This window comes from Klebsiella spallanzanii (assembly GCF_902158555.1).
Taxonomy (GTDB): Bacteria; Pseudomonadota; Gammaproteobacteria; order Enterobacterales; family Enterobacteriaceae; genus Klebsiella; species Klebsiella spallanzanii.
In genome coordinates, this window is sequence record NZ_CABGGS010000045.1 from 251,097 (window position 1) to 272,533 (window position 21,437).

Sequence of the window (21,437 nt, forward strand, 5' to 3'; positions counted from 1 at the left end):
GTTAACTTAGCGTTTGGGTAACTTCCAACAGCTCTTTGCCATCCAGTTCGCGCTCAAAGCTGCGCAGACGTTTGTAGATGGACATAAGCTCAACCAGTGTCGTCCAGGAGCTAATCAGATACTGGAACGACCCGCGAACCTGGCTAAAGACGTTGGTTATCTGGGTCATCAGGCCCAGCGTAATCGTACCGGCAACAATCGACGGAAACAGCAGGAACAAACCGAAAACGTTATCCACCTGCAGATAAAGAATTCGGGCGATGTTGAAATACATGTAATGGAAATAGAGGCGGAAATAGTTGCGGCGCACGGCGCTGAACAGCTCTCGTACCGTCGGCGGCGTGGCGCGGTTAGCATCATCCTCGCCGTAAACCAGCTCCTTACGATAGGCCGCCTCAACGCGCTGGTTTTTGAACTCCAGCCCCGGCAGCTTAATCCCCACCACCGCCAGCAGGCCGGTGCCCATTAACGACCAGACGATTGCGGCAATCACCAGTCCATACGGCAGATGACCGACAATCGGCAAATCAGGTACGTGCGCGGAGAGCGTCACCAGCACCGGCAGGAAAGCAATAAGCGTCATCACCGCGTTGAGGAAGCTGACCCCCATACTCTCCAGCGTTGAAGCAAAGCGCATGGTATCTTCCTGCACACGCTGGGCGGCGCCTTCGATATGGCGCAGGTGCTGCCAGTGCGCCATATAGTGTTCGTTCATCGCAGTACGCCAGCGGAAGACATAATGGCTGACAAAGAAATTGTTCATCACGCCGATCAGCACCGCGATAATGGCGATACCGAGGAAAACGCCAATTTCCTGATAAAACTGATTAATACTGACTTTATGCGGCGTCGCCAGCGCGGTCTGAATCAGATCGTAAAACGGCGCATACCAGGCGTTAATTGCGACCCCCACTTCCACCAGAAACCAGGTCACGAAAATAATCAGCGAGGTGCCGAGGATCGACCAGTACTGCCAGCGGTGCGGGCTGTAAATAAACCAGAACACGGCGAAAACGCCAACGCATAGAGCATAGTAGGCGTAGAACACCAGATAGTTGAGCGACCAGAAACGCGCCGCGCTGATGGCAACATCCTGCGATGCGCCGGTTATCCGCAGCAGCCAGTCGCCGCCGCCCGCCTGCCAAAAGATCACCGCCAGCAGCGACCAGATAAAGGCAGAAATAAAAAACGGCCCCGGTTTGGGGAAAAAGGATTTAAACATCATGCTCTCCTGCTAACTTCTTTTTCATTTTGCTGTGCTGTGTACCACAAAAACGCCCGCCGCAAAGCCGTCGCAGCGAAGCAAAGTGGGCGGATGATGAGACCGGATATCAGCAGCTTAGTTCGCCTGCCATCCGCTAAGAATTGTTTCTGTGAGTTTCACGTGTAAAGGATTGCCGGGAACCGTCAGCGTACGCCACACATCGTTGTAGTGGGCGATCAGCGTGGCGGCCGGTGCCGCTGGACGGTTGGCGGTAGTGTGGGCATCTTCCGCGACGGTAATGGCATAGCCACGGCTGGCGCCGTTTTTAATGGTGGTATCGACACAGTAGTCGGTAGCGCAGCCGCAAATTACAAACTGGGTGATGTGATGTTCGCGCAGCACCTCTTCCAGACGAGTGTGGTAAAAGGCATCGCAAGCGGTCTTGGTTACGTACAGCGCGCCAGCGGGTTGCTCAAGTTCAGGTAGCAAATCAAAACCTTCGCTTCCCTCTTCCAGACCGCCCGCTTCGCAGTGCTGGATGAAGATTACGGTATCCGCAGCGTTTATCAGGCGGTTAATTTGCGCCGCGCAGCGCTCGCGCTCAATTCGCGGCGTCGCGAAAACGCCGTTTTGCATATCCACTACCATGACCACACGTTTCGCTGCCATCGTCTCTTACTACCCACTATTAGCCAAAACGATCATCATACGCGCCCGCAGGCGAATGCCGCTATCCGAAAGCAAAAAAAGGATTTTTTACGCCAGGTTACGTTTTTCCGCACAGATTCGCGTTATTCCCGCTTTGCTCAGCGTCGCTTCGTAGTATAAATACGCTCTATATTTTTCTTCACAATGATGGATGCCCCCGTTGAAACGTAGTCTGCTCATTTTTGCTGCGCTGTGCGCAGCGTCGTGGTCATCAGTCCAGGCCGCGCAGCCGAGCGTCGACCCGGAATTTGCTGCTGATGTTGTCGACCGTTACGCCAATCATATTTTCTATGGCAGCGGCGCGACCGGCATGGCGCTAGTGGTTATCGATGGTAACCAGCGCGTGTTCCGCAGCTTCGGCGAAACGCGCCCTGGCAATAATGAGCATCCGCAGCTCGACTCGGTGATTCGTATTGCCTCCCTGAGCAAGCTGATGACCAGCGAAATGCTGGTAAAACTTCTCGACCAGGGCGTCGTTAAGCTTAACGACCCGCTGAGCAAATATGCCCCGCCGGGCGCTCGAGTTCCCACTTACCAGGGGGCGCCCATCACGTTGGTGAATCTGGCGACCCATACCAGCGCCCTGCCGCGTGAACAGCCCGGCGGCGCGGCGCATCGTCCGGTGTTCGTCTGGCCAACGCGCCAGCAGCGCTGGAACTGGCTATCCACGGCGACGTTAAAAACCGCACCGGGTTCGCAAGCAGCCTATTCTAATCTGGCGTTCGATTTGCTGGCCGATGCCCTCTCTACCGCTGCAGGTAAGCCTTATCCGCAACTGTTTGAAGAGCAAATTACCCGTCCTCTGGGAATGAAAGACACCACCTTTACGCCTTCCCCCGATCAATGCCGACGGCTGATGATCCCGGAGAAAGGGGCCAGCCCGTGCAACAATACCCTCGCGGCTATCGGCAGCGGCGGCGTGTATTCAACGCCAGGCGATATGATGCGCTGGATGCAGCAGTTCCTCTCCTCCGATTTCTTCACTCGCGGGCAGCAGGCGGACCGGATGCAGACGCTGATTTATCAGCGCAGTCAGCTAACGAAGGTGATCGGGATGGACGTGCCGGGCAAAGCCGATGCGCTGGGCCTCGGTTGGGTCTACATGAAGCCGAAAAACGGCCAGCCGGGTATTATTCAGAAGACCGGCGGCGGCGGCGGTTTTATCACCTATATGGCGATGAACCCGCAGGCTAACGTCGGCGCCTTTGTGGTGGTGACCCGCTCGCCGTTGACGCGTTTCAACAATATGAGCGATGGGATTAACGAGCTGGTCAGCGAATTAAGCGGCGTTCGTCCCGCGATTGAGACCGCCAGCCAGTAAGCTTTTGGGGTGTTTTGCCGATGATAGATAAGGATCGTTTTGGCGAAACATCCCGCCGCCAATTCAGGTAAACTAGCTTTTTTCATTTCACAAAATCAGGCAAACCATGACAGATTTAATCACTCGCCCACGCCGCCTGCGCAAGTCCGCTTCGCTACGTGCCATGTTTGAAGAGACAACACTGAGTTTGAACGACCTGGTGTTGCCGATCTTTGTTGAAGAAGAAATCGACGATTACAAAGCCATCGAAGCCATGCCCGGCGTGATGCGTATTCCGGAAAGACACCTGGCGCGCGAGATTGAGCGCATTGCCAACGCCGGCATCCGTTCGGTGATGACCTTCGGCATTTCTCATCACACCGATGCCGTTGGTAGCGATACCTGGAACGAAAACGGTCTGGTGGCGCGCATGTCCCGCATCTGCAAACAAGCGGTGCCGGAGATGATCGTGATGTCCGATACCTGCTTCTGCGAATACACCTCACACGGCCACTGCGGCGTGCTTTGCGATCACGGCGTTGATAACGACAAAACCCTGGAAAACCTCGGCAAGCAGGCGGTGGTTGCCGCTGCCGCAGGCGCGGATTTTATCGCCCCTTCCGCCGCAATGGACGGCCAGGTACAGGCGATTCGCCAGGCGCTGGACGCTGCCGGATTTACCGATACGGCGATTATGTCCTACTCCACCAAGTTCGCTTCTTCGTTCTACGGTCCGTTCCGTGAAGCCGCGGGTACCGCGCTGAAAGGCGACCGTAAAACCTATCAGATGAGCCCGATGAACCGCCGTGAAGCGATTCGCGAATCGCTGCTGGACGAAGCCCAGGGCGCCGACTGCCTGATGGTCAAACCGGCCGGTCCGTACCTCGATATTCTGCGCGACCTGCGCGAGCGCACCAACTTGCCGCTGGGCGCTTACCAGGTGAGTGGTGAATATGCGATGATTAAATTCGCTGCCCAGGCCGGTGCTATCGATGAAGAGAAAGTAGTGCTGGAAAGCCTTGGCGCTATCAAACGCGCCGGTGCGGATCTGATCTTCAGCTACTTCGCTCTCGATCTGGCCGAAAAGAAAATCCTGCGTTAATTCAGGTCCCCGGGCTACGGGCTCACAGCTATCTGTGAGCCCGTAGCCCGGACAGGTGCGCAGCACCGCCTCCGGGAAAGTCACCTTAACGACGCTCGCCGCATAATAATTCCTTCACCTCCCCACCCCAATCAACAGGATACAAACTACGACTTACATCGCGATGAAAGGTTGAATAGGGCCAATCCCGTACCTGCCTTACCCACCCGTGCTTAACCGGATTGATATAAATGTAATCAACATGGCTACGATAGTCCTCTTGGTTACGAATGGCGTGTTCCCAATACCTTGGTTGCCACACGTTTTGCGCGCCTGTTAAACCTGAAAAATGCTTTTTAATTGATCGCCAGCGCGATGGAAAATCGCTGTCGTTGCCAGGTAAGGTCCAGACGCAATGAAGGTGTTCGGGGAGCACAACCCAGGCATCAATATGAAAAGGTTTCTGTTTGCGGACTATTGCCACCGCCTGGCGTAATGCATCAATACGCTGAACCAGAAACCGACTCTCTCTGTCGCGTAAATTGACGGTGAAAAACCAAGTCCCTCCATTAATGTAATGACGACGATAATCGACCATCGGATGCCCCCTGCCAAAGATTTTTTGCCTGTTCCACCAGGTTAAAAGAGGGCGAGGTTAGAAGGCAATGAACTGGACATCAATCTGGAAAAGCGCTCGCAACTTTTTCACATATAGCCTTCCCGGAGGCGGCGCTGCGCGCCTGTCCGGGCTACCTGCTCCTGCCCCCCGCAGCTCGCCCCCCCCCAAATCTTCACTCAACTGTAATCTGAGCGACATCTGCGCCTTCTACTGTCTGGGCAGGACGGAGGAGGTGCCACCATGTTTAGTCTCGATAATGTACTCGATGACCTGTGGCCTCAGGCAAAGCCAGCTCCCTGGCAGAAAAAGGTGCTGAAAAAGCTCCTGCATGAGGAAGAGTTTCAACAGTTTGCAGCACGTCATCATCACCTGAAAGGACTGGATACGGTCGAACAGGTGCTCGAACATCTCAATATCCGCTGTGCCATCCCGGCGCACGATCTCGAACAGATCCCCGAACATGGCCCGCTGGTCATTATTGCCAACCACCCTACCGGTACGCTTGACGGTCTGGCGCTGCTCTACGCCGTCTCCCGCGTGCGCCGCGATGTCAAAGTGGTCACCAACCGTATGCTGACCCACCTTGAGCCGCTGAGCTCGCTGTTTATTCCGGTCGATAACATTAATGGCCGCACCGCCAAAGCAGCCCTACAGCAGATGGATCAGCAGTTGCAAAACGGCGGCGTGCTGATTTTCTTCCCGGCGGGCGAGGTGTCACGCCTGACCCGCCGCGGGATCCGCGATAAAAAATGGCACTCTGGATTTATTAAACTAGCGGCCAAATACCGCGCCCCGCTGCTCCCGGCATGGATCCGCGCACACAACAGCGCGCTGTTTTACGCCAGCACGCTGGTTTCGGACAACCTTCCGCTGCTCCTGCTAATGCAGCAAATGTTCCGCCGCCGCAACAGCAGCCTGCCGGTGAATATCGGCCAACAGATAGCCTGGTCAACCTGGTGCGATCCACAAAGCTCTTCGCGTGAGCTGACCGAGCGCTGCTACCATCACCTGGAACAGCTAGGAAAAGGACTTCCGGGCGTGTTCAAAACCGAAAGCGCTATCGCACGCCCCGAAGACCGCGCCCTGCTCAAGCGCGAGCTCAGCAAGGCAGAAACGCTGGGGCGCACGGCGGATGGTAAAGTGATTTATCTCTGGCAGCGCCACGGTCAGGAAGATGCCCCGGTACTGCGCGAACTGGGTCGTCTGCGGGAAATTGCCTTTCGCGCGGTCGGTGAAGGTAGCGGTAAACGTCGCGACGTAGACGGTTACGACGATGACTATCTGCACCTGATTTTGTGGGATGAAGAAGATCTCGAGATCGTCGGTGCATACCGCTTTATGCCGACGGCAATACAGCTGGAAAAACGTGGACTGGAAGGGATTTACAGCTCCAGCCTGTTCCATTACGACGAACGCATGGACGATATTCTTCAGCACGGCATTGAGCTGGGGCGCAGCTTTATCCAGCCGCGCTACTGGGGCCGTCGCGGTCTGGACTATTTGTGGTCCGGCATCGGCGCGTATCTGGCGCGCTATCCGCACTATCGCTATCTGTTCGGTCCGGTATCCATTTCCGGCGGGTTACCACCTGCCGCGCGGGATCTGCTGGTGGCATTTTACCGGCTGTGGTTCCCGGCGACGCATCCGCTGGCGGAGTCGCGTCGTCCTTATCCGGCCTCGCTGCCGGACGTATTGGCGCAGTTTGGCGGCGAGGATTACAACGACGATCTGGCCCGACTGAAGTCCCTGCTTGGCAATCTCGGCTGCGCGATCCCGCCGCTGTATAAGCAGTACTCGGAAGTGTGCGAACCGGGCGGCGTACAGTTTATCGATTTCGGCAGCGACCCGGATTTCAATAACTGCGTCGATGGTCTGGTGCTGGTAGATTTGACCTATCTGAAGGCGAATCGATATCAGCGCTATATTGGCGTGCATCTGGACGTGCAAAAATCGGCATAAAAACCTTTTCCCGGAGGCGGCGCGCTGCGCCTGTCCGGGCTACGGGTTTACAGCTTTCTGCGGGCCGGTAGCCCGGACAGATGCGCAGCATCGCCTCCGGGAAGCCGCGCGCAATGCAGCTTCCGATTTTCTCTACGGCTCGCGGCGGATGCCTTAGCCAGGCGACAGGAATTACCCCGCCCGGTAATACGGCTTATCCCCGAGGATCGTTGCGCGGTGCATAATTCGCCGCTGCGGCAGATAATCGGCGTTGGCGTAATGCTGGGTAACGCGGTTATCCCAAATCGCCACATCGTTAGGCTGCCAGCGCCAGCGCACCTGGAATTCCGGTTTGGTGACGTGGGCAAACAGGAAGCTCAGCAGCGCCTCGCTCTCCTTCTCCGTCACATCGACGATACGGGTGGTAAAACCCTCGTTGACAAACAGCGCCTGCTTGCCGGTTACCGGATGGGTTCGCACCACCGGATGCAGCAGCGGTGGGTTCTTCGCCACCGCCTCAAGCCAGCGCTGATGCTCCTCTGCGGTTTTGCGATATTTATACTCCTGGAACGATTTACGAAAATCATGCTCCGCGCGCAGGCCGCTTAGCAACTGACGAAAAGGTTCGGAGAGCGCCTCATACGCGGCAATGCCGCTGGTCCACAGGGTATCGCCGCCGGTAGACGGCAGCTCTTTTGCCGCCAGAATCGCCCCGGCGGGCGGCGTTTCAATAAAGGTAACATCGGTGTGCCAGTTATCGTTATCCGGCGGATTATCGTCGTGGGTATCAAGAACGATAATTTCATCAACGCCGGGAGCGTGCGGATAGACCGGGTGAATATGCAGGTCGCCAAAGCGCAGGGCGAGATTGCGCTGCTGCTCGGGGGTAATATTCTGCTCGCGCAGGAACACCACCTGATGGCGCAGCACCGCGTGATACAGCTGCTCGAACTGGTTATCGCTCAGCGGGCGGGTCATGTCGACGCCGGATACCTGCGCGCCAATGTATGGCCCCAGCGGGGTAATGCTTAAACGTTCACTCATTGTACTTCTCCATGCCAGGGGGTCAGGCGACGCTGCAGCGCGCGCAGGCCCAGTTCCAGTAAAAAGGCGATGATCGCAATCACCGCGATCCCGGCCAGCACCACATCGGTGGCGAGGAATTCACCGGCGGACTGCACCATAAAACCTAAGCCGCGGGTAGCGGCAATCAGCTCTGCGGCCACCAGCGTTGACCAGCCGACGCCAAGCCCGATGCGCAGGCCGGTCAGAATTTCCGGCAGCGCGCCGGGCAGGATCACCAGCCACAGCACCTGTGCTTTGCTGGCCCCTAAGGATTGCGCGGCGCGAATGCGTACCTGCTGGGCGCTTTTGACACCCGCCAGCGCCGACATCGCCACCGGCGCGAATATCGCCAGGTAGATCAGCAGGATCTTTGAGGTCTCGCCGATGCCAAACCAGATAACCATCAGCGGTAAATAAGCCAGCGGCGGTACCGGACGATAAAGCTCGATCAGCGGATCGAGGATCCCACGTACCGTTGGGCTCAGCCCCATGGCGATCCCTACCGGCACGCCGAGCAGCACCGCCGCCAGCAGCGCGATCACGATACGCGTCAGGCTCGCCGCCAGATGCTGCCAGAGAGTGGCATCCATAAAGCCCTGCGGCCCGGCGATGGTAATCAGCTTCTGCAATACTTGCCCCGGTGGCGGCAGAAACAGCGGGCTAATCAGCTGTAAAGCAGCGACGGCCCACCAGATAACCAGCAGCACCGCCAGGGTTGCCACGCTCAGGGTGAACTGGCGCGAGAACGGCCAGCGCCACTTCAGCGCCCGCTGACGCGGTTTGTCGTTAATGACGATACTCATGAGAAAGCCTCCCGTTGTTCAAATACCCGGCTGAGGACGTATTCACGCTGTTCGATAAATTTCGGGTCCGATTTGATGCTGCGGCAGGATTCTCCGGCAACAAAGCGGCGGCCAAAATCGAGCGGCAGACGTTCAAGAACGCGGCCAGGCCCCGGCGAGAGCAGCACCAGTTCGGTGGCCATAAACACCGCTTCTTCGATATCGTGAGTAATCAGCAGCACCTTCTTGCCGCTCTCATGCCACAGATTGAGCAGCAGGGTTTGCATCTGCTCGCGGGTAAAGGCATCCAGCGCACCAAACGGCTCGTCGAGAAGCAGCAGCTGCGGATTGGCCGCCAGCGCGCGGGCAATCCCTACCCGCTGCCGCTGACCGCCGGAGAGCTGCCAGATAAAGCGCTTTTCCGCTCCTTCAAGGCCGACTTTTTTCAACATCTGCGCAGCGGTTGCCCGGCGCTGCGTTTTGTCGACGCCCGCCAGTTGCAACCCGAGCGCGACGTTATCCTGCACGTTGCGCCACGGCAGCAGCCCTTCGTGCTGAAATACCACACCGCGATCGGCCCCCGGCCCTTCAACCCGCTGTCCTTCAAGGGTGATGCTGCCGTGCTGATAAGGCACGAATCCGGCAATCAGGTTCAGCAGCGTGGTTTTACCGCAGCCGGAAGGGCCAAGAACCACCAGCAGTTCGCCGCTGTCCAGCGTCAGGTTGATATCCGCCAGCGCCGGTTTGCCGCCGTAGTCGGCAGAAAGGTGCGAGATGTGCAGCATCATGACCTCCTTATTTCACAAAACGGTCGGTCACATACTGGCTATAGTCGCTGCCGGCGGCAGGTACTTTGCCCTGCTCTTTCAGGAACTTCGCGGTATCGATAATGGCTTTATTGACCGGACCGTTCAGCTCCTGCGCCTGCTGGGCAGCGGTCAGGTAGGTATTGCCCTTGACCAGACCCGGTACGTCGGCTTCCGGTACGCCGCTTAAGCGCGCCAGCTTGCTGATGTTTTCCGGCTGCTTCAGCCACTCGTCAGGGTTGGCGATATAGGGCTGCTGGGCGTCGATGGCGCTTTTGGCGAAGGCTTTGACAATGTCAGGATGCTTTTCGGCAAAATCTTTACGTACCACCCAGACATCCAGCGTCGGCGCACCCCACTCCCCCACCTGCGACGAGTCGGTCAGCACCGTACCGTCTTTCTCCAGCGCGTTAACCGCCGGAGCCCAGACGTAGGCACCGTCAATATCGCCGCGCTGCCAGGCGGCAATGATCGCTGGTGGTTGCAGGTTGAGGATCTGCACCTGCCCCGGCTTGATACCCCAGTGCTTGAGCGCCGACAGCAGGCTGTAGTGGGTCGTGGAGATAAAGGGGACGGCGATACGTTTGCCGATCAGGTCCTCTGGTTTGGTGATGTTCTTCTTCACCACCAGCGCTTCGGAGTTACCGAGTTTTGAGGCCAGCAGGAAGACTTCAATCGGTACCTGTTGAGTGGCGGCGACCGCCAGCGGGCTGGAGCCGAGGTTGCCGATTTGTACGTCACCGGAAGCCAGCGCCCGCACGATGCTCGCGCCGCTGTCAAACTTGCGCCAGTCGACGGTGGCCCCGCTCTCTTTGGCAAAGGTGTTGTCCGCCTGGGCGACTTTCGCCGGTTCAGCGGAGGTCTGATATGCCACGGTGACGTTAACCGCCTGCGCCTGGAATGCAGTGAATGCCAGCGCGGCAATAAGTGTGATACGCGATGAAAAAACCATGTTGTCTGCTCCCCTGTCTTGTTATGGGGGCAGTATTTCGTTGCGCCTGAATTTGATAAAGGAATTAAAACATCTTGCTAAGAACAAAGTGTTTTTAGATAAAAAGCGGCAATAGTTAGTTAATCTTCACAAAAACCACCACCGCACTTTTATTGCAATTTCGTTACATTCGTTACATATCCACACCCCAACGATTGCCAGCGCAGCGGCGGCAGGCATCATAGGGCCATGATCCGCGAAGAGAGTAGAAACATGATTCGAGTGGTGCTGGTCGATGACCATGTGGTGGTGCGTTCCGGTTTTGCACAGTTGCTCAGCCTCGAAGAAGACCTCAACGTCGTTGGCCAGTTTAGCAGCGCGGCGGAAGCCTGGCCGACGCTATTGCACGATGACGTCAACGTGGCGGTGATGGATATCGCCATGCCGGATGAAAACGGCCTGAGCCTGCTCAAGCGCCTGCGCGCGCAAAAGCCGCAATTTCGCGCCATTATTCTGAGCATTTATGACGCACCCACCTTTGTGCAGAGCGCGCTCGATGCCGGGGCCAGCGGTTATCTCACTAAACGCTGCGGCCCGGAAGAGCTGGTGCAGGCGGTACGTTCCGTCGGGATGGGCGGACACTACCTGTGCGCCGATGCGCTACGGGCGCTGCGCGGCGGCGCAAAACCGGCGCAGGTGCTGGAAGTGCTCACCCCGCGTGAACGCGAAGTGTTTGATTTGCTGGTCAAAGGCGACAGCGTCAAGGAAATCGCCTTCAAGCTCGACCTCAGCCACAAGACGGTACACGTCCATCGCGCCAACGTGTTGGGCAAGCTGCAATGCCAGAGCACGATTGAGCTGGTGCACTTCGCTCTCGACCACCAGCTGCTGGCAGGGCATTAATGTCGCGCAGCCTTCGTCATTGGGTCATTTCGCTGTTCATCGTGCTGGCCTGGGGAAGCGGCTGGCTGATGCTGTGGACGCTTGGGTTTTACCTGACCCATAACGGCCAGCAGGCGGCGCTGTTTCTGCCGCACGGCGTCTATCTGGCGCTGCTGATCCTGCTTTCCCGCCGCTACTGGCCCGCGCTGGTGCTCCCCCCCATGCTGATGCTGTTCTGGCTGCACAGCGAACAGTTGCTGAACGGTTATACCTTGCTGGCCGCGCCGCTGATTAGCCTGCTCCCCGCCGGTCTGGCGCAACAGTTCTGGCACCGTTTTCCTCTTTACTGGCAGCGGCTGACGCTGCTGCTGGCCACGGTCAGCGTCAGCGCATTACTCAACACCGCGCTGCTCTCGCCGTTTGTGAAAAGCCCGGCAATGATGCTCGGCCTGGCCTCGTTTACCGGCGGCGTGCTGCTGACGCCGTTTGTCTATCTGATTTTTGAATTCCTGCGCCAGCAGCACCGCTATCATCTGCTGGGTCTGGATACGACCAATCCGCCGCTGCGCACCTCGCTAATTATCTGGTGCAGCCTGTTTTTTATTATCGGTATCGGCACCCAGATGGTGTTGTCGCCGGAAATTGAACGCCTGCTGCTGATCGTCGTCTTTCTGCCCAACGTGGTGATGGCATGGAAGTTTGGCTGGCAGGGCGGCGTGCTCTCCGGCCTGCTGGGTAGCATGATGATCACTATTGCCCGCCAGGTGGGTGTGGGGTTCAACAATCTGGTTGAACTGGAGATCTTTCTGGCAACTCAGGCGCTGCTCGGCATCGGTCTGGGGATTGCCATCAGCCGCCAGCAGCATCTGGCGCAAAACCTGCACCACTATCGCCAGCGGCTGGAGGCGGAGCTGGCGGCGCGTCGGGCGCTGACCGAAAAGCTGATCCATACCGAAGAGGACACGCGCAAAAGCCTCGCCCGCGAACTGCATGATGAAATCGGTCAGAACATCACCGCCATCCAGATCCAGTCGCAGTTAGTAAAACGCGCACGCGATCCGGCGCAAACCCAGGCCGCCGCCAGCCAGATTAACGATCTCGCCCGCCGTATTCACCACTCTACCCGCCAGCTTCTGCGCCAGCTGCGCCCTCCGGCCCTCGATGAACTGTCGTTTAAAGAGGCGCTGCACCATCTGCTTAATGAATTTGCCTTCGCCGAGCGCGGTATCTGCTGCCGCTTTGACTATCAGCTTAGCGCCACCCCGGAGAGCGAAACGGTACGCTTTACCCTCTATCGGCTGCTGCAGGAGCTGCTCAATAACGTTTGCAAGCACGCCGAGGCCAGCGAGGTTGCCATTACCTTGCTTGAGCAGGGAAAGTCGTTGCGCCTGGAAGTCAGGGATAACGGCGTCGGTATCAGCGCCGACAAAATTGCCGGATTTGGCATCCAGGGGATGCGCGAACGCGTCAGCGCCCTGGGCGGCGAGCTAACGCTGGAGTCGCAGCATGGGACGCGGGTAATTGTTAACCTGCCCACAAATTTGCAACAAACAACCTGCTAACCAGGAAAAAGTCTTAGCCACTACGGACTTTCTCTCATCCCCTTTCGATTTCACTTTCTTATAGTCAGCAAAACGGAGACGGCTATGCACGCACGCTCAGCAACCGACATCAATCAACAATACCGGACGCTACGTCCACAACTGCTGATGTGCATGATCATCGGGTATGCCGCGTTTTACCTGACGCGCAAAAGCGTCAACTACGTGCTGCCAGCGCTGCAAACGGATCTCGGTCTGGATAAAGGCGATATCGGCCTGCTGGGGTCGCTGTTTTACCTCACCTACGGTCTGTCGAAGTTTACTGCCGGACTGTGGCACGACAGCCACGGACAGCGCTGGTTTATGGGCGTTGGCCTGTTCGCCACCGGCCTGTTAAACGTGGTGTTCGCCTTCGGCGAATCGCTGACGCTGCTGCTGGCGGTCTGGGCGCTGAACGGATTTTTTCAGGGCTGGGGATGGCCTCCCTGCGCCCGGTTGCTAACCCATTGGTATTCGCGCAACGAACGCGGCTTCTGGTGGGGCTGCTGGAATATGTCTATCAATATCGGCGGAGCGATTATCCCGCTGATTAGCGCCTTTGCCGCCCACTGGTGGGGCTGGCAGGCGGCGATGCTGGCACCGGGGATTATCAGCATGGCATTAGGCATCTGGTTAACGCTACAGCTGAAAGGAACGCCCCAGGAAGAGGGATTGCCGTCGGTGGGCACATGGCGTAACGACCCGCTGGAGCTGCGTCAGGAGCAGCAAAGCCCACCGATGGGGCTGTGGCAGATGCTACGCACCACGATGCTGAAGAACCCGATGATTTGGCTGCTGGCCATCTCTTACGTGCTGGTCTATCTGATCCGCATCGCACTTAACGACTGGGGCAACATCTGGCTGACGGAGAGCCACGGCGTGAATCTGCTCAGCGCCAACGCCACGGTGATGCTATTTGAAGCGGGCGGCCTGCTCGGCGCGCTGTTCGCCGGTTGGGGTTCGGATCTGCTGTTCAGCGGCCAGCGGGCGCCGATGATTTTGCTGTTCACGCTAGGGCTGATGGTTTCCGTCGCCGCGCTCTGGCTCGCTCCGGTGCATCACTACGCGCTACTGGCGGTCTGTTTCTTTACGGTGGGCTTCTTCGTTTTTGGCCCGCAAATGCTGATTGGCCTCGCGGCGGTGGAGTGCGGACACAAAGCGGCGGCGGGCTCAATCACCGGTTTTCTCGGCCTGTTCGCCTATCTGGGGGCCGCGCTGGCGGGCTGGCCTCTGTCGCTGGTCATTGAACGCTACGGCTGGTCGGGTATGTTCAGTTTGCTCTCGGTCGCCGCAGTCCTGATGGGTTTATTGCTGATGCCGCTGCTGATGGCGAGCATTACTACCTCTCCTGCTCAAAGGATCAAATAATGAAAAAAACTCTGGTCACTACCCTGATTGCTTCCGGCATTGCGCTGGCGACGTTAAGCGGCGCGGCGCAGGCCAAAGGTCGACTGGTGGTCTACTGCAGCGCCACCAACGAAATGTGTGAAGCCGAAACCAAAGCCTTCGGCGAAAAATATGACGTGAAAACGTCGTTTATTCGCAACGGCTCCGGCAGCACGCTGGCGAAGGTCGATGCGGAGAAGAAAAACCCGCAGGCGGACGTCTGGTACGGCGGTACCCTCGACCCGCAATCCCAGGCCGGTGAAATGGGCCTGCTGCAACCCTATAAATCACCGAACCTTGAGCAGGTAATGGAGCAGTTCCGCGATCCAGCGAAGCTGAAAGGCAACTACTCCTCGGCGGTGTACGTCGGCATCCTCGGCTTTGGCGTGAACACCCAGCGCCTGAAAGAGAAGAATCTGCCGGTGCCAAAATGCTGGAAAGATCTGACCAAACCGGAATATAAAGGCGAAATCCAGATTGCCGATCCGCAAAGTTCCGGCACCGCCTACACCGCGCTGGCCACCTTCGCCCAGCTGTGGGGGGACGATCAGGCCTTTGATTATCTGAAGCAGCTCAACGCTAACGTCTCCCAGTACACCAAATCCGGCATCGCTCCGGCGCGTAACGCCGCGCGCGGTGAAACGGCTATTGGTATCGGCTTCCTGCACGACTACTCGCTGGAAAAAGAACAGGGCGCGCCGCTGGAGCTGATCTCGCCGTGCGAAGGCACCGGCTATGAAATTGGCGGCGTCAGCATCCTGAAAGGCGCACGCAACCTCGACAACGCCAAACTGTTTGTCGACTGGGTGCTGTCGAAAGATGCCCAGGAGCTGGCGTGGAAGAAAGGCAAGTCCTATCAGATCCTGACTAACACCACCGCCGAAACCTCGCCGAACTCGCTGAAGCTCGACGACCTGAAGCTCATCAATTACGACATGGATAAATACGGCTCTACCGATGTGCGTAAAGCGCTAATCAATAAATGGGTTAGCGAAGTGAAGATGGGTAAATAAGCCCACATTGCGTTCATTTGCCGGGTGGCGGCATCAACGCCTTACCCGGCCTACAATACCGGAACCGCTATGTCACACACACTTGCACTCCATCCCGTGAAAAAACGGGATGCGATATTCCTTTGGGTTTTGTTCGGCTGGCTGGCATTCGCCCTGCTGCCGAGCTGGAGCCTTGATTACGGTCTGCTGGAGTCCACGAGCGATGAAATTCTCGCGGCCTACGGCTGGTCACAGTTCAACATCAGTTGGTTGTGGTATTTGCTGCCGAGCCTGCTGCTGATTCGTCCATGGCAGGAAGCCAGGCGCGAGCAGCGCAGCCGCCATTATCTCGACGCTGGCTGGGCGTTTTTGTGTATGGCGTTTATCGTCATCAGCGCCACCGTGGAAGGCCGCGGGTTAGGCTACGCCACCATCGTGCTATTTGTGGCGCTGGGGGCCATCATGACCCTGGCGCTCACCCGCCTGGAATGGCTGGGCGGCGACCGCTTTGTCATTGGTTCGCTGGTCACCATCGTGGCGTTAATCGGCGTATTTATCGTCTGGCCGAGCATCGCTATTTTCATCCCGATGTTCACCAACGACGCCGGCGAGTTTGCCCCGCTGGCGTTTATGGCCGTGCTGTCGCAGGCGCATATCGTCCAGGTGATCCTCAACTCCATCGCCCTGTCGATGGCGGTGGGCGTTGGCTGCACCTTCTTTGGTCTGGTACTGGCGATTTACACCACCCGCATCGCTAAACGCAGCGCGATTATTGGCCGCATCTTCTCCATTCTGCCGATTGTGACCCCGCCGTTTGTCGTCGGTCTGGGCGTGACGCTGATGATGGGGCGCTCCGGCTACATTACCGAACTGATGGTCGACTGGTTCGGGCTGACCAACACCAACTGGCTGTACGGGTTTACCGGTATCTGGCTGGCGCAGGTGCTGGCATTCACCCCGATGGCGTTTATGATCCTCGACGGGGCGATCAAAACTATTCACCCGTCGCTGGAAGAGGCATCGTACACCCTGCGCGCCAGCCGCTGGCAGACCTTTAACGGCGTCTTCGTTCCGCTGCTGAAACCCGCGCTGGCGAACGCGTTTTTAATCGTCATCGTCCAGTCGCTGGCCGACTTCAGCAACCCGCTGGTGCTCGGCGGCAACTTTGACGTGCTGGCGACGCAGATCTACTTCTACATCACCGGTTCGCAACTCGATTATCAGGCGGCGAGCACGCTCGGCGCGTTCCTGCTGCTGTTCTCGCTGCTGGTGTTCTGCATTCAGTATATGTGGATCGGCAAGCGCTCTTACGTCACCGTTTCCGGTAAGTCCTATCGCGGCGACGTCCAGCCGCTGCCGGTGACCCTGGTATGGAGCGTGATCGCTATTCTGGCGGTGTGGATCGCCTTTAACGCCCTGCTCTACGGCAGCATTTTCTACGGCAGCTTCACCGTCAACTGGGGCGTGGATTACACCCTGACGCTGGATAACTTTATCAAGCTGTTCGGCCAGGGAATGAGCGACGGGGCGTGGCCTTCGCTGCTCGACACCCTGCTGTACGCCGGGATTGCCGCGCCGATCACCGCCGCGTTCGGACTACTGATCGCGTGGATCGTGGTGCGCCAGCAGTTTAAAGGTAAAAAGACCATCGAGTTCACCACCATGCTGTGCTTCGCGGTACCGGGCACCGTGGCGGGCGTGTCGTACATCCTCGCCTTTAATAGCGCGCCGGTGTACCTCACCGGCACCGCCGCCATCGTCATTATCTCGATGGTGATGCGTAACGTACCGGTGGGCATTCGCGCCGGGATCGCCGGTCTGGGGCAGATCGACAAGTCGCTGGACGAAGCGTCGCTCAGCCTGCGCGCCGGAAGCTTACGCACCATTACGCATATTCTGCTGCCGCTGCTGCGCCCGGCGATCCTCTCGGCGCTGATCTACAGCTTTGTGCGCGCCATTACCACCGTCAGCGCCATTGTGTTCCTCGTCACGCCGGATACTCGCGTAGCGACGGCCTACATCCTCAACCGCGTGGAAGACGGCGAATACGGCGTGGCGATCGCCTACGGTTCGATTCTGATCGTGGTGATGCTGGCGATTATTTTCATCTTTGACTGGCTGATCGGGGAAGCACGTATCTCCCGTTCAAAAGCCAAAAACCAGGCGTAATGGAGCGCACTATGAGCCAGAAAAATTTTGTTGAGCTGCGCAACGTCACTAAGCGATTCGGCAGCAATACGGTTATCGATAATATCAATCTCACCATCCCGCAGGGGCAAATGGTGACCCTGCTCGGCCCTTCCGGTTGCGGCAAGACGACCATTCTGCGCCTGGTGGCCGGACTGGAAAAACCGAGCGAAGGACAGATTTTCATTGATGGCGAAGACGTCACTCATCGCTCTATTCAACAGCGCGATATCTGCATGGTGTTTCAGTCTTACGCCCTGTTCCCGCATATGTCGCTGGGGGACAACGTCGGCTACGGCCTGAAGATGCTTGGCGTGTCGCGCAGCGACGTGAAGACACGGGTGAAAGAAGCGCTGGCAATGGTGGATCTGGAAGGATTCGAGGACCGCTATGTCGATCAGATCTCCGGTGGCCAGCAGCAGCGCGTGGCGCTGGCGCGCGCCCTGATCCTCAAGCCGAAGGTGCTGCTGTTTGATGAGCCGCTAAGTAACCTCGACGCCAACCTGCGGCGTAGCATGCGCGATAAGATCCGCGAGCTGCAAAAGCAGTTTGATATCACCTCGCTGTACGTCACCCACGATCAGAGCGAAGCCTTTGCGGTTTCCGATACCGTGCTGGTAATGAACAAGGGGCATATCATGCAGATCGGCTCGCCGCAGGATCTTTACCGTCAGCCCGCCTCGCGCTTTATGGCGAGCTTTATGGGCGATGCCAACCTGTTCCCGGCCGCCTTCAGCGAGGATTTTGTCGATATTTATGGCTATCGGCTGCCAAGACCGCTGCATTTCGCCGTCCAGGGCGAAGGCACCGTCGGCGTACGTCCGGAGGCGATCACGCTCAGCGATCGCGGCGAGGAGAGCCAGCGCTGCGTGATTCGCCACGTGGCCTATATGGGGCCGCAGTATGAGGTGACAGTGGAGTGGCACGAACAGGAAATCTTATTGCAGGTGAATGCGACGCGGCTGCAACCGGATGTCGGCGAGCAGTATTACCTCGAAATCCACCCGTACGGGATGTTTGTTTTATCCTAGGTAAAAGTAAGGTAAAAGCAAAAAGGCAGCTCAGCTGCCTTTTTTAGTGTTTGCTCCCTCTCCCCAAAGGGGCTAGGGGATCAATCCTTTGCGCTGGGTAGGCCGGTTTTCTCCCTCTCCCTGTGGGAGAGGGCCGGGGTGAGGGCATCAGCCCGCACATTCCCCTCTCACCCTAACCCTCTCCCCAAAGGGCGAAGGGATCAATCCTCTGCGCTGGGCAGGTCAGTTTTCTCCCTCTCCCTGTGGGAGAGGGCCGGGGTGAGGGCATCAGCCCGCACATGCTCCCCTCACCCTAACCCTCTCCCCAAAGGGGCGAGGGGATCGCTCCTCTGCGCTGGGTAGGCCGGTTTTCTCCCTCTCCCTGTGGGAGAGGGCCGGGGTGAGGGCATCAGGCCGCACATACTCCCCTCACCCTGACCCTCTCCCCAAAGGGGCGAGGGGATCGCTCCTCTGCGCTGGGTAGGCCGGTTTTCTCCCTCTTCCTAATGGGCGAGGGAGTTAATCCTCAGCGCTGCGCGTTCAGTTCAGCAATATCCTTCGGCGTCGTCCGACAGCAGCCGCCAATCAGCTTCGCGCCCGCCGCCAGCCACTGGGGTAAATACCCCGCCAGCGTGGCGCACGCTTCGCCGTGATGGTGCCAGGTCTTGGTTTCTGGGTCATAGTGCTCGCCGGAGTTCGGATAAACCACCAGCGGCAGCGCCGTCAGGCTATGCAGATGCTCCAGCGCGGCGGTGGTATTTTCCAGGGCGATACAGTTAATTCCCATCGCCACCACCTGCGGGTAGTCTGCCAACACGGCAACCACTTCCCGCAGCGGCGTGCCGTCGCTGAGATGCTGCGCATCGCGCAGGGTAAACGAGAACCACGCCCGCGCGCGTGGATACGCGGTTAGCAGTTCAGCCAGCGCCTTGATTTCGGCAAAATTCGGCAGGGTTTCACAGGCCAGCAGATCGGCCCCGGCGTCAAGCAGCGCTTCTACGCGCGGACGGTGGAACGCCTGAAACGCTTCGTGACTGCGGACGTAATCGCCGCGATACTCCGAACCATCCGCCAGATATGCGCCGTACGGCCCAACAGAACCGGCCACCAGCAGCGTGCCCGCCAGCGGGTTTTCGGCAAGATACGCTTCACGTGCTTTGCGGGCCAGCTCTACGCTTTTACCAATCAGCGCTTTCGACTGCGCTTCATCCAGCCCACGGGCGGCAAACCCCGCCGGAGTGGCCTGATAGCTGGCGGTGATCGCCACCTGCGCGCCAGCGCGGAAGTAGTCGAGGTGGACCTCACGGATAAGCTCCGGATTGTCGACCAGCACTTTCGCCGACCACAGGCTATCGGCAAGGTTACAGCCGCGCGCTTCCAGCTCCGTCGCCATTGCGCCGTCCAGCAGGACAAAGGGCTGTACGTCAAGGATGGCGGTTAACGGATTATTCTGCGACATGTTGAGGCTCCTGGGTGAGTTTCCGTGAACGAGTCAGATAATACGCACCATAACACAGTGCCACGAACGGGATCCCGCACCACAGCGCAATCCTCTGACTCGGGTCAAACGCCAGCCCCACGCAGGCCACCAGACACAGAACAAATCCCAGCACCGGCACCAACGGATACCACGGCGCGCGATAGTGCAACTCGCTTAGCGCTTTCCCCTGCTGAATGTGGCGACGGCGGAACATAAAATGCGAGGCGCAGATGCTCAGCCATACCGCCACCACCGCAAAACCGGAGATCGCCGACAGCGCGACAAACACCGTGTCCGGGGCCACGACGCTGGAGAACAGTGCCAGTACTCCACCGAGCATGCTCACCGAAATCGCCGTCAGCGGTACGCCGTTTTTGGTTAATTTGGTAAAACAGGCCGGTAGCGTTTTTTCATTAGACAGCGACCACAGCATCCGCCCGGAGGCGTAAAGCCCGGAGTTAGCCGCCGACAGAATCGCCGTCAGGATCACGAAGTTAAAAATATCTGCGGCGTAAGGAATGCCGACTTTTTCAAACACCAGCACAAACGGGCTTTTCTCCACTCCCGCCTGCTGCATCGGGATCAGCGCCGCCAGCACGAAGACGGTGCCGATAAAAAAGATAATCAGTCGGGCGATAGTGGTACGAATAGCCACCGGAATGACTTTATGCGGATTTTCCGTTTCCCCCGCCGCGATGCCGATAAGCTCGGTGCCGGAGAAGGCAAAGTTTACCGCCACCATGGTCATCAGGATCGGCAGACCGCCGTGCGGGAACCAGCCCTCGGCGGTAATATTCGAAAGCCCAGGCGCAGGCGAACCATCCTGCATCGGAATAATGCCGAAGATAGCCGCCCCACCAAGAATAATAAAAGCGATGATGGTGACCACTTTCACCAGCGAGAACCAGAATTCACCTTCGGCAAAGAAGCGGGTAGAAATCACGTTGAGGGCGAAAATCACCACGCAGAACACTACGCACCAGATCCATACCGGCACCTGCGGGAACCAGTACTGCATACAGAATCCGGCGGCGGTAAAGCTGGAACCCAGCGCCACCGTCCACGTTAGCCAGTACAGCCACGCCACGGTATATCCCGTTGCCGGGCCAAGATAACGCGCAGCGTAGACGTGAAACGCGCCGGTTTCCGGCATCGCTACGGAGAGCTCGCCCAGACACTGCATCACCAGCCAGACCACCAGCGCGCCAATCAGGTAGGCCAGCAGCGTCCCCGCCGCGCCGGTGGTGGAGATGATATAGCCGGTATTAAAAAATAGCCCTGTGCCAATAACGCCACCCAGCGACAGCATAATCAGGTGACGAGTCTTCATGGTGCGCTTGAGCTGCCCACCTTGTTGTTGTGTTGTCTGCATATTACCTTCTAAGCGTATGGACATCTAAACATCCAAATGAAGGTTCGTTATACCGTGCCCACCGTCAAATTGCAAAGCGACCTCATTCACCATCTATGCATCCGCCCAAATCAT

18 protein-coding genes are annotated in these 21,437 nt (G+C 58.0%); 9 read left to right on the forward strand and 9 right to left on the reverse strand.

The window, feature by feature from the left end; genetic code table 11:
- Position 1: 1 nt before the first annotated feature.
- Both sbmA and FN082_RS25845 read right to left on the reverse strand, forming a co-directional pair.
- Positions 2–1,222 (reverse strand): peptide antibiotic transporter SbmA, encoded by a 1,221-nt coding sequence (sbmA, locus tag FN082_RS25840; RefSeq protein ID WP_139541447.1) that lies wholly within the window; start codon positions 1,220–1,222, stop codon positions 2–4.
- 117 nt (positions 1,223–1,339) lie between these two features.
- Complete coding sequence (locus FN082_RS25845; protein ID WP_185932168.1) at positions 1,340–1,852, reverse strand: isochorismatase family protein; 513 nt, start codon at positions 1,850–1,852, stop codon at positions 1,340–1,342.
- Between the two features lie 220 nt (positions 1,853–2,072).
- On the opposite strand from FN082_RS25845, the gene ampH reads away from it, so the two are divergent.
- Both ampH and hemB read left to right on the forward strand, forming a co-directional pair.
- Positions 2,073–3,233, forward strand: coding sequence for a D-alanyl-D-alanine-carboxypeptidase/endopeptidase AmpH (gene ampH, locus FN082_RS25855; RefSeq protein WP_142464383.1), 1,161 nt, complete (start codon positions 2,073–2,075; stop codon positions 3,231–3,233).
- 106 nt (positions 3,234–3,339) lie between these two features.
- A complete protein-coding gene (gene hemB, locus FN082_RS25860) occupies positions 3,340–4,314 on the forward strand; it encodes a porphobilinogen synthase (protein WP_139541256.1) in 975 nt (324 codons plus the stop codon).
- An 85-nt stretch (positions 4,315–4,399) separates the two neighbouring features.
- Here the strand turns inward: hemB and FN082_RS25865 are convergent, their stop codons facing one another.
- Positions 4,400–4,891 (reverse strand): REP-associated tyrosine transposase, encoded by a 492-nt coding sequence (locus FN082_RS25865; protein WP_142982626.1) that lies wholly within the window; start codon positions 4,889–4,891, stop codon positions 4,400–4,402.
- Positions 4,892–5,152: 261 nt separating this feature from the next.
- On the opposite strand from FN082_RS25865, the gene FN082_RS25870 reads away from it, so the two are divergent.
- Positions 5,153–6,871, forward strand: a complete 1,719-nt coding sequence (locus FN082_RS25870; RefSeq protein ID WP_142982627.1) for a lysophospholipid acyltransferase family protein — start codon at positions 5,153–5,155, stop codon at positions 6,869–6,871.
- 171 nt (positions 6,872–7,042) lie between these two features.
- On the opposite strand, the gene tauD is transcribed toward FN082_RS25870, so the two are convergent.
- The 4 genes from tauD to tauA are packed head-to-tail and all read right to left on the reverse strand — an operon-like array spanning position 7,043 to position 10,455.
- Positions 7,043–7,894: a taurine dioxygenase gene (tauD, locus tag FN082_RS25875; protein ID WP_142464385.1), complete on the reverse strand. Its 852-nt coding sequence runs from the start codon at positions 7,892–7,894 to the stop codon at positions 7,043–7,045.
- A complete protein-coding gene (gene tauC / locus FN082_RS25880) occupies positions 7,891–8,718 on the reverse strand; it encodes a taurine ABC transporter permease TauC (RefSeq protein WP_142982628.1) in 828 nt (275 codons plus the stop codon). The genes tauD and tauC overlap by 4 nt, the downstream gene beginning before the upstream one ends.
- A complete protein-coding gene (gene tauB / locus FN082_RS25885) occupies positions 8,715–9,482 on the reverse strand; it encodes a taurine ABC transporter ATP-binding subunit (protein WP_139541446.1) in 768 nt (255 codons plus the stop codon). The genes tauC and tauB overlap by 4 nt, the downstream gene beginning before the upstream one ends.
- A 10-nt stretch (positions 9,483–9,492) precedes the next feature.
- Positions 9,493–10,455: a taurine ABC transporter substrate-binding protein gene (gene tauA / locus FN082_RS25890; protein WP_142464386.1), complete on the reverse strand. Its 963-nt coding sequence runs from the start codon at positions 10,453–10,455 to the stop codon at positions 9,493–9,495.
- 252 nt (positions 10,456–10,707) lie between these two features.
- Here tauA and FN082_RS25895 point away from each other — a divergent pair, with 252 nt between their 5' ends.
- From FN082_RS25895 to fbpC, 6 genes are all read left to right on the forward strand, one after another.
- Positions 10,708–11,337: a response regulator transcription factor gene (locus FN082_RS25895; RefSeq protein WP_139541250.1), complete on the forward strand. Its 630-nt coding sequence runs from the start codon at positions 10,708–10,710 to the stop codon at positions 11,335–11,337.
- Positions 11,337–12,878, forward strand: coding sequence for an MASE1 domain-containing sensor histidine kinase (locus tag FN082_RS25900; protein WP_142464388.1), 1,542 nt, complete (start codon positions 11,337–11,339; stop codon positions 12,876–12,878). The genes FN082_RS25895 and FN082_RS25900 overlap by 1 nt, the downstream gene beginning before the upstream one ends.
- A gap of 60 nt (positions 12,879–12,938) precedes the next feature.
- The gene (gene uhpC / locus FN082_RS25905; RefSeq protein ID WP_268887530.1) at positions 12,939–14,264 is read left to right on the forward strand and encodes an MFS transporter family glucose-6-phosphate receptor UhpC; all 1,326 of its coding nucleotides are present in this window, start codon (positions 12,939–12,941) and stop codon (positions 14,262–14,264) included.
- A complete protein-coding gene (locus FN082_RS25910; protein ID WP_139541247.1) occupies positions 14,264–15,295 on the forward strand; it encodes an ABC transporter substrate-binding protein in 1,032 nt (343 codons plus the stop codon). The genes uhpC and FN082_RS25910 overlap by 1 nt, the downstream gene beginning before the upstream one ends.
- A 69-nt stretch (positions 15,296–15,364) precedes the next feature.
- Positions 15,365–17,443 carry an ABC transporter permease gene (locus FN082_RS25915; protein ID WP_142464390.1) on the forward strand — a complete coding sequence of 693 codons (2,079 nt, stop codon included), beginning with the start codon at positions 15,365–15,367 and terminating at the stop codon, positions 17,441–17,443.
- An 11-nt stretch (positions 17,444–17,454) separates the two neighbouring features.
- Positions 17,455–18,492: a ferric ABC transporter ATP-binding protein gene (gene fbpC / locus FN082_RS25920; RefSeq protein ID WP_142982630.1), complete on the forward strand. Its 1,038-nt coding sequence runs from the start codon at positions 17,455–17,457 to the stop codon at positions 18,490–18,492.
- Positions 18,493–18,997: 505 nt separating this feature from the next.
- Here fbpC and mmuM read toward each other — a convergent pair.
- Both mmuM and mmuP read right to left on the reverse strand, forming a co-directional pair.
- Positions 18,998–19,930, reverse strand: a complete 933-nt coding sequence (gene mmuM, locus FN082_RS25925; RefSeq protein WP_142466149.1) for a homocysteine S-methyltransferase — start codon at positions 19,928–19,930, stop codon at positions 18,998–19,000.
- On the reverse strand, positions 19,917–21,323 hold the full coding sequence (mmuP, locus tag FN082_RS25930) for an S-methylmethionine permease (protein WP_142464425.1): 1,407 nt from the start codon (positions 21,321–21,323) through the stop codon (positions 19,917–19,919). Before mmuP ends, mmuM begins: the two co-directional genes overlap by 14 nt.
- Positions 21,324–21,437 lie beyond the last annotated feature (114 nt).